Here is a 12867-nt window from a genome sequence, read left to right as displayed (position 1 = left end):
CGGGCGTCGAGGGCAAGGCGGGTGGCCCGGTCGCGGAGCTCGTCGGGATATTTGGAGGTCGCCATGGTTGTTGTTTGGTCCTTTCGGGATTCGTGGCTTGGTCTCCATTAAACCCGGGACGAATCACTGGACTCGGCTCAACCTAGGTCAGCTACTTGCCAGGTCACTTGTCGACTGAACTCTAGGAAAAATCGAAGCACATTTCGAGTATCCGTTTGGCCACTTGAGAACGAACGCTAGGCGATAACTTTCGGTTCCTACTGCTTACCAGACTAGCTGGAAAATTTGCTCGGCCTCATTGAGAGCGTGGCCACAGACACCCATAAAACCCGAGGTCAGAAGCACTTCCACGGTCGGCGCTCTACCATCTTTACATTCAGGTAACTTAACGACTTGTTTTGGAGTAACCATAAACTAGCACACCCCCAACTGCGGTAGTCCACATTCTCCGCATGCACAAAACCGTGCGGTCGGGGCTAACCAAATAACGTGCTAGCGTACAACTAAGTCAGATGCCTGACTTAGTTGTACACGACCAGACATGAGGAGAGAGGCATGGCTGATCGCCTCCTTCGGCTTTGCCTCGTAAACACCTGGAGCCAGCTCAAGATGAACAGCTGCACGACTCGTTGCCGACACGAGAATATTCGCGCCGAAGCAGTCGACCCCAAAGTTCCCCACAACAACATCGAATGGATCTCAACGTGACTGACGGACGGCGGCGCGCAGTGCTCTTCGCGGCAAGCATCGCCCAAATCATGATCGTCCTCGACTCGACTATAATCGTCGTCGCATTGCCCGAGGCCCAACTCGACCTCGGATTCTCTGAATCTGAAAAGCAATGGGCAATATCGGCCTACGCGATCGCGTTTGGAGCACTGCTACTAGCGGGCGGACGCATAGTCGAGCAAATCGGCGTGCGTGCATCATTCGCAGTTGGAGCAATCGGATTCGCTCTCGCCAGCGTCCTTGGTGGACTTGCAGACACCTTGTGGGTATTGCTCCTTGCCCGCGTGCTCCAGGGAGTCTTCGCTGCGCTCCTCGGGCCCGCAAACCTTTCAATGGTGGCAACCACTTTCGTCGAACCCAAGCTACGTGCTCGAGCGTTCGCAGTTTTCGGCTCCACTGCAGGGGCAGGAGCGGCCCTCGGGTTACTCCTCGGCGGTGTGCTCACGGAATACCTTGGCTGGAGGTGGTGCCTTTTCGTCAATGTCGTATTTGCCGTGATCTGTTTGCTGATGACTTCATCAGCACCGGGCCGCGCAAAGCGGGAAGAAGGACAGCGACCGACTGACGTGCTCGGTCTCGCCCTCGGTTCTCTCGCTCTGTTCTTTCTAGTGTTTGGTGTCTCCGAGGTATCCGAGAATGACTGGACCCACACACGCGTCATAGTTCCGTTGGCGGCCAGCGTTGTATGCATTGGACTCTTCTTGCTGCGCCTGATGCGCGCCAAAGAACCCATTGTTCCGCCGATACTTTTCAAACAGAGCCTGAGGATGATCGCGTACACAGCTGTCGCGTTAGTCGGATTCGCACAAATGGCATCATCACTCTATTTGTCCTACTTCCTCCAGGGGACCCTGAACATGACGGCGCTAGCCACCGGAGTCTCGTTGATACCACTTGTCGTTGGACTTGTCGTTGCAGCGGTTCTGAGTATGCGAATTCTCATGGTTCGGATTGGCCCCCGCTTCACTATCGCTCTGGGGCTCCTAGTTCAGTCAGCGGCGTTCACAGTCCTCATTGGGTTGCGTCCCACATGGAGCTATTCTCCGTGGATTCTGCTAGGTGTCACACTACTTGGACTGGGAATAGGCCTCATGATGGCACCCGCTGTATCGACCGCGACGGACCAGGTTCCAGCCGGGTTTAGCGGCGTCGCCTCATCCTTAACCAACACTGCCCAACAAGTCGGTGGTGCCATTGGTGTGGCTGCAGCGACAAGTTTCGCTTCCATGAGATTCGAAACTTACCTAGCTCAGCCCAATCAGCAAGTTGTGTCCCCTCCCTGGCCTGAATGGGCACAAGCCTATGCCTACGGTGATGGCTTCACCGCCCTGGCCATAATGTACGGCGCTGCGGCGCTACTTCTGGCAATCAACGCTTGCACTCGTCCCCGTTCGACCGCCCACATCACCAAGGTCGAAGCTACCCAACGGGCAAACTCTGCCCACAACTATGGAGTCCAACAATGAAGTACGAAGTTACCCCAAGCCAGCGGGGAATGGTTCTGCATCAGGCCGTTCACCCTACGGACAACTCTTTCGATTTGGCATTCATTTGGAAGGTGACCGGAAGAGTTGATCGAGATCGGCTCCGCGCCGCGATTGATCATGTCGTCGGTGACATGACCGCATTTCGTACCTCATACTCGACCGTTGGTGGTCAGTTGCTCGCACACGTAAATGACGGGTTGTCCGCCACGACCACACTCGATATACCGAATGGTTTATCGACCGCTCAAACAGAGGCCTGGATTCAGAATTATCTGGGCCGCAAGATTGATGGTGGACCGTACGACCTATCGGCGGAGTGCCAGATGCTCTGTGCCATCGGTTCGACAGAAGATGCCACGTATGTTGCGGTCCACACAGCTCACATCGCAGGTGATGCTTACTCGTGCTATGCGATGCTCGATGCCATGTCGGCGTGCTACGACGCCGATGACTCCCAGTGGGCGTCGATCACACAGAGGCTCCGCGAACACCCCGGGACAGTCAAGTTGGTCGAACCTGGGGAATCTGAGCTCGCCGCACTCTCATCCCTGTATGACGATGTTGAGTCGTTTTCCAATGATGCGATTACAGCGGCAAGGACCCGTGGCCGTATCACCGGTCAGCGGACCAGCTTCCAAGTTCCGCACCAGGTAGTCGAGAACCTGCGTGGCTCGGAGGCATTCTCAGAGTTTGGCACCGTCGCGGTGCTCTACGCTGCGTACGCGTCTCTCATTCACCGGGTATCCTCCAGTGATGATTTCACCATCGGTATCCCGATCGCCGACCGCTCTGGAGTGACCGGAAAGTCTGCCAGTGGTTTCTTTGTCAATACACTGCCATTACCTTTGCACATCGATCAAAGTACGACGTGGCGCGATCTGTTGACTGCTGTCAAGCGGGGGCTTTCCGTTCTCCAGAGATCAAAATCCGTCTATCCTCTCACCCTGCATCAAGAACAGGTCTGCCCGCAGACGATCAACCACACTCTAGACAACGCGGTAACTTACTATCGCCAAGAGCTCAAACCCAACTTCTCCGGGTGCACGTCGACGTCGATTCCCGTGGAACGGTCGACTGTTCCCTACCCCATCATGGTCACCTTTGCAGATTCGTCCGACTCAATAGCCATTGAAATGTCGCTATCAGACGGGTTAGGGGACTCTGGTTTAGACAAAGTACTTATTGAAGACCTTGGAGAGATCGCCAATGCTCCTTCGTCGACCATAGTCAGACCCGACTACGTTGCAATCGACGATTTCACTCCTATCGAGGAACCCACACAGTCTGAATCGGTTTGGAGTCGCCTTCAGGACCTCGCAAATCGTCAGCCCGAAAAGATCGCGATTCGCGCCGAGAGGGACTTGACCTACCGTGAACTCACTTCGGAGGCTGCTCATCTCGCAACATCCCTGCATCAACTCGACGCCTCCCAGCATGTCGTTCTCAGCACACCTAAGTCTGCTGATGCAGTAGTCGCGTTCATTGGGATCATGGCATCAGGCAGAGTCTGCGTTCCGATTGACCCGACCACTCCAGCAGCACGGTTCCAACACATCGTTGATACCATCAGCGCTCAGAACTCCGCCGAAGTCACGGTGCTAGTCGATCGTACAGAATCTCATCGTGCATCTGTCATCTCAGCGTGCAAGCTGACGACGGTTCACAATCTACTCGCCAGATCTAACGACGGAGCTGAGTCGTTTGCCAGGAACGACATCGCATATGTCATTTTCACTTCCGGTTCGACCGGGCGGCCGAAGGGCGTCGAGGTCAAGCACAGTGGAATGTTGCCGCTGTTTGACGGCGTCATCTCAACGATGTGCCTGTCAAAGGATGACACTTGGATCTGGCTTCACTCGTCAAATTTCGATTACTCGATCTGGGAGATCTTTTGCCCGCTATCTCTCGGCGCTACATTGTCGATCCCTGACGCTCAAACACAGAGCGATCCGCTCGCGCTGGCCAACCACCTCCGCGATCACGCGGTTACAGTTCTTTGCGAAACGCCCGCAGGGTTGAAGCGTTTCACCCGAGTCGTAGACGACCATCCATATCTGTTCACGACTATTCGGGTCCTCACAATTGGCGGCGAAGCGTTCAGTGCGAGCGAGCTTGCGCCGTGGCGGAAGCTCATGTTTGCGGGGCTCAGTGCTTTCAACATGTATGGGCTCACGGAGAACACCGTCGTTGCAACTGTCCTCCCTATGGACCTAGTGGAACCCGACAATTCTACAAACTTAATCGGCTATCCAGTCGACAGTCTCTCTGCAATCTGCATCGACCGATATGGGCGGCTCAGTCGACCTGGAGTTTCCGGAGAACTCTACTTAGCCGGAGCAGGGATCGCTCGTGGCTACCTTGGCCTCCCCGACGAAACTAGATCACGGTTCAAACTTCTCCAAGAATCCGATGGAACCGTCCGCCGATGGCTAGCTACCGGCGACCTTTGTCATATGACCGATCAAGGTTTGGTTTATCACGGTCGTATCGATAACCAGATACAGCTTCGTGGCTTCCGCATCGAACTTGGCGAACTAGAAGCGACAGCCCTGTCATTAGATGCAGTGAAGTCAGCGATCGCAGTCAAGATCGATTCGGTCGATGGTGACTTTCTTGCACTTTGGTTTGTCGGCGAAGTGCCCGAATCGAGCCTCAGAGCGCATCTGAGAAATCAGTTGCCTTCATACATGGTGCCGGCCGTCATCGTAGCAATAGAAGAACTGCCAACGACGATCAACGGCAAAACTGACACTTCGGCACTGATCGACGATCTGAAAGAGAACACATCCCCAGTTCATACTTCGGAAGCGAAGACGGAGACAGCTGCCAATTCGCTGGAAAGCGAGATTTGCCGGATCTGGTCGGAGGTCACGGGACATCCAGACGTGGCACCAACAAGCCGTCTATTCGACATCGGAGGAACGTCCCTAGACGCGGTCGAAATCACGCGCAGGCTCAACGAACTTCCTCACCCCGTTGAGTTGGATGTCGTCGACCTCTTTGAATACACCACACCAGCAGAACTAGCCGCCCACGTAGGCGCACCAAAGACTAAGGAATACACATCATGACTGATACACCAATGGCTATCACGGGAATCGGTTGCAGACTCCCCGGCGCCAACAGCGTCGACGAATTCTGGGAACTCATCCGCAGCGGAAGGAACACTTTCACCACTATCCCAACGGCCACCCCAGCCGAAGACCACGTCCCGGTGACCTCCTGTCTAGACGAACATGACAGATTTGAACCCGAGTTCTTCGGAATCACTTCTCACGACGCTCTGGTCATGGACCCACAGCACAGAGCACTTCTTGAAGCCGCGTGGAATGCACTTGAAGACGGTGGCTATACAGCGGCGACTGAGAATCTTCGCATCGGCGTCTTCGCTTCCGTGAGTAACAGCACGTATCTCAGCGGGCCGCTCACACGATCCGGCAAATGGGACGAATCAGATCCCAACTATTCCATCATGCTTGGCAACGATAAAGACTTTGCTGCAACCCGTGTAAGTTTCGTTCTCGGTCTCACCGGCCCCGCGATGTCCGTCCAATCCGCGTGCTCAAGCTCTCTATCGGCGTCTCAGATTGCCTGCCAATCACTTGAAACTGGGCAATGCGACATCGCCATAGTCGCAGCAGCAAGTATTGCATTGCCCTTCCTCAACGGATACCTCGCCAAGTCCGGCAGCATCTTTAGTCCGAGCGGAACGTGTCGCCCATTCAGCGACTCTTCCGATGGCACAGTGAAGGGCAACGGAGCTATCGCCGTCGTGCTTAGACCAGCGGCTATGGCGCATCAGCACAACGACCGAGCGTATGCGCAAATTTCAGGCTGGGGTATCAACAACGACGGTTCGCGCAAAACTGGCCTTGCAGCACCCAGCGTCAATGGTCAACGAGAGGCGGTTGAAAGGGCAGTCAACGATGCGGGAGTTGATTCGAGGAAAATCGGCTATGTCGAAACGCACGGAACAGGCACTAAAATCGGCGACCCAATTGAACTGCGTGCCCTCGTCGACGCCTACAGCCTCGGCAAGAATGCAAGCCACTCTCGCCCCTATTTGGGCAGTCTCAAATCAACCATGGGACACCTCGACGCTGCAGCAGGACTAGCTGGACTAGCCAAAACTGCGCTTGTGCTCCACCACCAGGTGGTACCGCCACTTTCCGGCTTCTCAGGACCTAACCCCCTCATCGGTTCCGCACTCGACAAAGTCATACTGCCGTCAACAGAAGTCGAACCATCGGCACCAATTGAGATAGCCGCGGTAACTTCATTGGGCATGGGCGGGACCAATGTACACGCCGTCCTCTCCCGTGTAGAACCCGTGTCGCCTCCTGCCCCCGGCAAGGAAGAACCGCGAACGGTGACGCTCAGCGCGCACTCAAAAGAATCCCTGGAGTCCTACGCTTCGAAGTTGGCCGCATGGATCGAACGTCATCCAGAAGCCTCCCTCGACCAAATTGCTGATACATTGATTCGCCGTCGACTGTTCGCCTTCAGAATCCAAATCGGAGCTGCCACTCGACATGAACTAGTCAGAAGACTTCGCAATCCCGCACCCGAGTTCGCAGAGGAACCAACAGACCACGTCCAAGGGTCGGGTTCACAGTCCCCGAAATGTTCTCCGCTCTCGTTGCCCCCATACCAGTGGACCCGTTCACGATACTTTATCGACACAGAGGAAACTGCAAAGCAGGAACCGCCTACGAGAACTCCCAAGGGCGAACGCACGACAATCGATCAATTGCAATCAGCGATGTTGACACAGATTCGTCACGTCCTCAATGACTCGACAATCAACCAGAACGACGATTTCTTCAACTTTGGCGGCGATTCGCTTGCCGCAATCGATCTCATCGACAAGCTGAAATCGGACTACCCATCTGCAGGTCTGAGTTTCGACGATTTGCAAAACCATGCAACGGCCGCGGAGCTCGGTGCACTTGTCCACGAGCGCATGTCCTCTACCTCACAGCATGAGCATCTCGAGAATATCGTCGTTCCCCTCTCACAACAACGTCCACGCAAACGGCTCTTCCTCTCCCATCCCGCCGGCGGTAGCGTGGCAGTTTACCGAGACCTAGCCCAGCGACTATCCGAAGATTGGGAAGTCACGGGGTTAAGTTTCCCACGACAGAAATTGGACGTAGCTAGTTCACTTGTCGATCTCGCTGCCGAATACGCCGAAGCGATTCGTGCAATCCAACCAACGGGCCCTTACCACCTCGGCGGATATTCGATGGGTGGAAACCTATCGATCGAGATCGCCAAAATTCTCGAAGCCGAGGGCCATAGAGTTCCAACGATCGTCATGTACGACTCCTATGCCACATCTGACTACATTGCAGGAGTGGATACCGAGCAGGAGCCGAACGAGATCATGGATATACTCAAGCGCTACCTGCCCTCCAACCTTGCCTACCTCGACGCCGTATCGACGTCCGGACGTGGGGACGGACAACGAGAGATCGATACTTTCCTACAAGTTTGGCGCCACAATCAGCAGGCATTATCCTCCTGGCGTCCTGATGGGACGCGAGTTTCATCGGACATTCTACTGTTCAAAGCTACCCAGCCTTTTCCTGCAGAGCTTGCCGAGGCAGTCGGGTTCACCCCCACCGAGCCCGAGTCGTGGCACAAATTCACGACTGGAAACCTCTCAGTTGAATTTGTTGATGCCAATCATTACACGCTGTTCGACGATCCTGATATCTCCGAGAAGATGGCAGTGAATACGGCGCAATTCATTTCGACCGACAGCCACCACACCCAACCAAACTCTGCGGCCCAACATCTAGTTCGCGCTGAAAGTGAGGCAAATACATGACGGCGACAACTCCGACAAATACACCCGTCCACACTGGCTATGCGGCACAAGCCGACCTGTTCGCTCAAGCCCGCTCAATCGCTTCGCCGCTCGAAACGCCTCCATTGGCGCAAATCATAGCTATCGATCTCGGCGATGGAGGCGCTAAACACATCGTCGACGTTCACGAGCGAGCATTTGAATCCACCGGAGCGGACGTGATGTCGACGATCCTGCCTTCGACAGTCAGCCAACACGAGCTCAATTCCACCATCGAGGCGGCAAATGCCAACAACTCGATCGACGGGATCCTTCTGCTCATACCTGTTCCGCCTCAGATTGACTTCGTTGAAGCCTTATCGCACATCGATCCGACCAAGGACATCGAAGGAGTACACCCAGCGCATGCAGTTCATCTGCTGTCCACTAGTACAACAGACACAACCACTTTGCCTCGCCGCCCAGTTGTCATGGATGCGTTCGTCGAGCTCTTCGCGCAGGCTGAAGTTTCGCTGACTAGGCCTAACCTCAACGTCACCATAGTCAGTGACGTGGAGATCATTGACAACAACCCCCTCGCCAACCTAATGGTCCGAGCTGCCGCAGCAGTCGTCTTTCCATCTACAGTGAACCTTTCACTCGTTACCCTTTCTAATAGCTCTACTCGATCAACTCTTCGCACTGCGGACATCGTCGTGGTCAGCCTATTGCGCCCCCGCTACCTCGACCGAGACTGGTTCAAGGAAGGTGCAGTAGTACTGGATTTTGCCCCGAATGTCATCGGCACGAAGACTCTGAAGAATGGCCGCCAAGTACCCGAGCTGTGCGGTGGAGTTAATGTCGATTCCGCGATCTCGATCGTATCGAAAATCTTTCCTATACCGTCCGGGATTGGACCGGTCATGCTGGGTGCCCTGGCACGGAATCTGGCAGAAAGCGCTCGGTACCGTCGTGCCCGTCTAGATGATTTGGGAGAGACCACAGTTTCGACGGTGCACGCAAGTGAGTAGGTCGATGGGGCAAGAACCATCGGCGAAGGCGCCAACGGCCCTGGACGATCGTTCACTTCGGCCCACTGGGCTCGTCGAAGTATCGTGGATTTCGTCGGCTGAAGTGCCAAGCACTGCTAGCGACTTCCTCGATGAACGAGAATTGCAGCGCTTAAGGAATATACAGAATCCGCAGGCGGCCAAAGACTATCTTGCTGCGCACTTTGCTGCACGAGTTGCCATCGGTGACCGCCTCGGGATCCGACCAAACGAAGTCCGCTTCACCATGAACGGATTGGAGTCCGGCGGTTCGGTCAAACCATTGATCGTGGGCACAAACCTCCAGTTCTCACTTTCACACTCGTCGGGGATGGGCGTTGTAGCTCTGAGCCATGCAGAATCGGTTGGTGTCGATTGCGAGCACCGTGAGCGTCGAACGAACCGGCAATTCCTCGACCGGATCCTGTCAGTCAAAGAAAAGGAGGTCCCCGTCCGTGTTCTAGAAGGTGGGACTCGTGCGGCCCTGACGGTATGGACGCGGAAGGAGGCCGCGCTCAAAGCACTTGGTATGGGGCTGCGGATTGACCCCCGCGATCTCGTTGTAGAAGCAGACCACGTCTTCCTCTATCCAGGTAGTTTGGCCGAGACCCAACTACCGGTGAGAACGAAATCGTTTCAGCTCGGTGATAGTCACATATGTGCCGTCACCATACTGTCATCGGATCTCCATGTCAGGGACACCACTGACGAATTGACCGCTTCAGTTCAACGGCTACGCAGTCACACGCGAAACCGAACCGTAGCGATGGTCCGATGATGATTGGACAGGTTCTGACATTCCTCGTTGTGGTCCTCTTCCTTATTCATGAGTTCGAGGAGATGATCATGGTCGCCCCATGGGTTCGCCGGCAAATGCGCATGGAATCAAGTCGAGCTCGAAACCACTACTTTGTTCACCGGTTCGCCGATGCATCACAAGCTGTAGTCGTCTTCATGATCGGCATTGAGTTCCTCATTCTCGCAGCGGTGGCGATCTTTGTTCTGATCACCGGTTGGTATGCCCTGATGATCGGCTTCCTTGTTCCCTACTCGTTACATCTCATCGGGCATATCAGCGAATGGTTCATCTACCGCTCATACACACCCTCACTGTTGACATCTGTGGTGACGCTCCCCCTCTGTGTGGCTACTGCATGGGGGCTCTACGTCGCTTCAGATTCCTCAATACTCGAAGTGGCTCTTTCAGCACTCGTGATGACAGTCCTCTTCGCGGTCAATTTCGCGATGATCAACGTCGTTGAGCCCAAGTCAATCGAATGGTTTCGTCAGTATGAAGCCCCCGAGCACGCGTGAAATCCCGAAACCAAAGGCGCAATCGCAACTCACAGTTGAGGTCTCTACTCAAATGAAACCAGGGAAAGGAGCACCATGGTATTACCCAGTACGATGCAAGGCGCCCAATACTTCCACTACGGACCACCGTCAGTGCTTCAAGTCAATGAAGTAAACCTACCCGCTCCCGGCAAGACGGAAATTCTCGTCAAAGTCATAGCGAGCAGCGTCAATCGGGCAGATGCCATCGCCCGGGGCGGAGGAACACGTCTAACAAATGGGCTCCGGTTCCCCAAAGGCACCGGAGTTGATCTGCTCGGCGAAGTTGTGGCGCTAGGAACGAACGCACGTTCGCACCGCATTGGCGACTTAGTGTGGGGCTACGTCGGTATGGTGACGATGGGAAGAACCGGCACGGCCGCACAGTACGCCACGATCGACGAGAGGTCCGTGAGCTTCGCTCCTCAGGTCGAAGATTTGGAGGCAGCCGCCGCGCTACCACTAGTCGCCATGACGGCGCTTCAGGCGGTCCGCAATCGGCTCATGACTGCCGCCGGCGATCGAATACTCATCATCGGTGCCAGTGGAGGAGTGGGTTCTGCTGCAGTACAGATTTCTCGGTTCTTTGGTGCGAGTGTCTCAGCGGTCTCCGGAGCATCGCATCTCTCATTTTCCACTGAGCTAGGTGCCTCGGAATCGTTCTCTCACTCAGATCTTCCGTCTCCGAGCGAGGTGGAGCCCTTTGACAAGATTTTCGATTGCGCCGGAGTTAGAACGAGGTACTACCGTCAGTACTTGAAGCCTGGCGGCAAAATGGTCACTATCTCCCCTGGCGGCGCGCCTGCAGTCTTGACATCCCAATTCTCCTCAAAGCGCGTGTCGTTCATGCCAGTCAAAGTCGTCAAGGACGACTTGGCGTGGATCTCACGCGCAACCGAAGAAGGAGCGATACGTCCGATCATCGATCGACGATACCGACTCGATGAAATCGCCCGAGCTCACGAACACGTCGCAACTGCGCATACTCGGGGCAAGAACATCGTGATATCCACCCCGTAGCATCAATGCCCGCATCCGTAGCCCAAACTGCCAATCGGGCATCGGAGTTGGACGTCATGTCGCAGTGCCGTCCCTTCACAACGTACGATTATTCTAGCTAGGAACGGCTTCTAGTATTTTTGAAGGAGACTCTTCTGTCTGCCCAACCTCGTGGGGAAGCCACTCGGGCTCGCATCATTGAAGGTGCTGGTATCACCTTTAGCGATCTCGGGTATTCTGCTTCAACCTTTGAACGCATTGCCAACGCAGCCGATGTGAAGATGGGTTCCGTCTATTTCCACTTCAAGACGAAGTTCCTCCTCGCTCAGGCTGTCGTCGAAGAACAACATAAGCGAGCTCTCGGCATCATCACTGGACAGGATTTGCCGAAGTCAACAGCTACGGACACTCTGATAGGAGCGTCGCATAGAATGGCCGAGCTCCTTGTAGCTGACCCGATTGTGCGAGCAGGATTGCGGCTAAGCCTCGAAGACATTTCGCTGACTAACCCGACTCTTCCGTTTTACGAAGAGTGGACGGACGCGGCTGCAGCAATAGTGCAGGAGGGAATCGAGCAGAGAGAGTTCTCGAGCACTCTGGATGCACATGAGGTTGCAAGTACCTTGATTGGGTGCTTCATGGGAGTCCAACTCCTGTCGAATGCCCGGTCTCGTCGCTCGGACCTTCCGGAGCATCTCACTGCCATGTGGAATGTAGTACTTTCAGGACTCTCCCCACGAATCTCGGCGGAATCCACCGAGCGTATCGATTAGGTACTTTGAGATACCCGCCTCTGGACCAGCTCATGGTTTCCGAGCTTTCTGAAGACAGAGTTCTCATCTGGCGGACTCAAAGTATTAACTACCTGCAGGCCGGCGTTGATCTGAAGTTCTCGCTGAATCTCTATACGACAGTTGCGTGCTGAGCGCGGCTATCCGACAGCATTGGTAGGGCATCAGCTCATCGACGGCCCCTTCTGATCCGGCGGCACAATAATTCGCTGTGGAGCTCATCCTGAGTGGTGCTCTCACAATTTTAGGAACACTCCCGAGACCGGCTGAGCGCCTCAACGCACAGTCCCCCGTGTGCGTTATTTGATATTGAAAGATGGACAGTCGTGGACACTAATACCCAATCGACCTACCAGGACGAATATACGCTTGCGCTAGCACAGGGGCGCAACAGGTTTCTGCAGTCGGCGTTAGCACTGGTCATTGCTGTGCCGGCGCTAGCGCTAGGTCTCGTCGTCATAGTAGGAGTGCCAAGTACCACAAACCCTGATCCGCTCTCAATGTTCGGAGCTGGGTTTGGTGCGCTCAAGAAGGTCGTTCCCGCAGATGACTCCCTGACTGTCTGAATATTCGGCTTCTTGGGCGCCACTGCGCTCGTCTTTGAGCGCCACCTGTCTTGGGTGTCGACCGGCGTCGTGAGCGCCCCCGAATATTCGACTTCAGCGCCACCTGTTTCTAGGCTCCTTCTA

Annotated in this window: 8 protein-coding genes; all 8 read left to right on the top strand. The window is 55.1% G+C overall.

The window, feature by feature from the left end; translation table 11 throughout:
• Positions 1-692 precede the first annotated feature (692 nt).
• The 8 genes from ACPUD7_RS17335 (at position 693) to ACPUD7_RS17300 (ending at position 12160) form a co-directional block, all read left to right on the top strand.
• Positions 693-2195 carry an MFS transporter gene (locus ACPUD7_RS17335; RefSeq protein ID WP_135448037.1) on the top strand — a complete coding sequence of 501 codons (1503 nt, stop codon included), beginning with the start codon at positions 693-695 and terminating at the stop codon, positions 2193-2195.
• The gene (locus ACPUD7_RS17330) at positions 2192-5287 is read left to right on the top strand and encodes an amino acid adenylation domain-containing protein (protein ID WP_135448035.1); all 3096 of its coding nucleotides are present in this window, start codon (positions 2192-2194) and stop codon (positions 5285-5287) included. Before ACPUD7_RS17335 ends, ACPUD7_RS17330 begins: the two co-directional genes overlap by 4 nt.
• Complete coding sequence (locus ACPUD7_RS17325; RefSeq protein ID WP_135448033.1) at positions 5284-8049, top strand: beta-ketoacyl synthase N-terminal-like domain-containing protein; 2766 nt, start codon at positions 5284-5286, stop codon at positions 8047-8049. Before ACPUD7_RS17330 ends, ACPUD7_RS17325 begins: the two co-directional genes overlap by 4 nt.
• Positions 8046-9038 (top strand): bifunctional 5,10-methylenetetrahydrofolate dehydrogenase/5,10-methenyltetrahydrofolate cyclohydrolase, encoded by a 993-nt coding sequence (locus ACPUD7_RS17320; protein WP_135448031.1) that lies wholly within the window; start codon positions 8046-8048, stop codon positions 9036-9038. The genes ACPUD7_RS17325 and ACPUD7_RS17320 overlap by 4 nt, the downstream gene beginning before the upstream one ends.
• 4 nt (positions 9039-9042) lie before the next feature.
• Positions 9043-9834 carry a 4'-phosphopantetheinyl transferase family protein gene (locus ACPUD7_RS17315; protein ID WP_167854127.1) on the top strand — a complete coding sequence of 264 codons (792 nt, stop codon included), beginning with the start codon at positions 9043-9045 and terminating at the stop codon, positions 9832-9834.
• On the top strand, positions 9831-10370 hold the full coding sequence (locus tag ACPUD7_RS17310) for an HXXEE domain-containing protein (RefSeq protein WP_135448027.1): 540 nt from the start codon (positions 9831-9833) through the stop codon (positions 10368-10370). The genes ACPUD7_RS17315 and ACPUD7_RS17310 overlap by 4 nt, the downstream gene beginning before the upstream one ends.
• 75 nt (positions 10371-10445) lie before the next feature.
• Entirely contained in the window at positions 10446-11408 is a 963-nt protein-coding gene (locus tag ACPUD7_RS17305; protein WP_135448025.1) for an NAD(P)-dependent alcohol dehydrogenase, read from the top strand.
• Positions 11409-11527: 119 nt separating this feature from the next.
• Complete coding sequence (locus ACPUD7_RS17300; RefSeq protein WP_425120604.1) at positions 11528-12160, top strand: ScbR family autoregulator-binding transcription factor; 633 nt, start codon at positions 11528-11530, stop codon at positions 12158-12160.
• The last annotated feature ends 707 nt before the right edge of the window (positions 12161-12867 follow it).

This window comes from Brevibacterium sp. FAM 24630 (assembly GCF_049804075.1).
Classification (GTDB): Bacteria; Actinomycetota; Actinomycetes; order Actinomycetales; family Brevibacteriaceae; genus Brevibacterium.
The sequence above is the reverse complement of the archived record's forward strand: the minus strand, read 5'-3'. Positions and strand labels throughout refer to the sequence as shown.

Excerpts from the sequence above, each read along its gene's own strand:
- ACPUD7_RS17335 (WP_135448037.1), top strand. The coding sequence starts at position 693 with ATGGATCTCAACGTGACTGACGGACGGCGGCGCGCAGTGCTCTTCGCG.
- ACPUD7_RS17330 (WP_135448035.1), top strand. The coding sequence starts at position 2,192 with ATGAAGTACGAAGTTACCCCAAGCCAGCGGGGAATGGTTCTGCATCAG.
- ACPUD7_RS17325 (WP_135448033.1), top strand. The coding sequence starts at position 5,284 with ATGACTGATACACCAATGGCTATCACGGGAATCGGTTGCAGACTCCCC.
- ACPUD7_RS17320 (WP_135448031.1), top strand. The coding sequence starts at position 8,046 with ATGACGGCGACAACTCCGACAAATACACCCGTCCACACTGGCTATGCG.
- ACPUD7_RS17315 (WP_167854127.1), top strand. The coding sequence starts at position 9,043 with ATGGGGCAAGAACCATCGGCGAAGGCGCCAACGGCCCTGGACGATCGT.
- ACPUD7_RS17310 (WP_135448027.1), top strand. The coding sequence starts at position 9,831 with ATGATGATTGGACAGGTTCTGACATTCCTCGTTGTGGTCCTCTTCCTT.
- ACPUD7_RS17305 (WP_135448025.1), top strand. The coding sequence starts at position 10,446 with ATGGTATTACCCAGTACGATGCAAGGCGCCCAATACTTCCACTACGGA.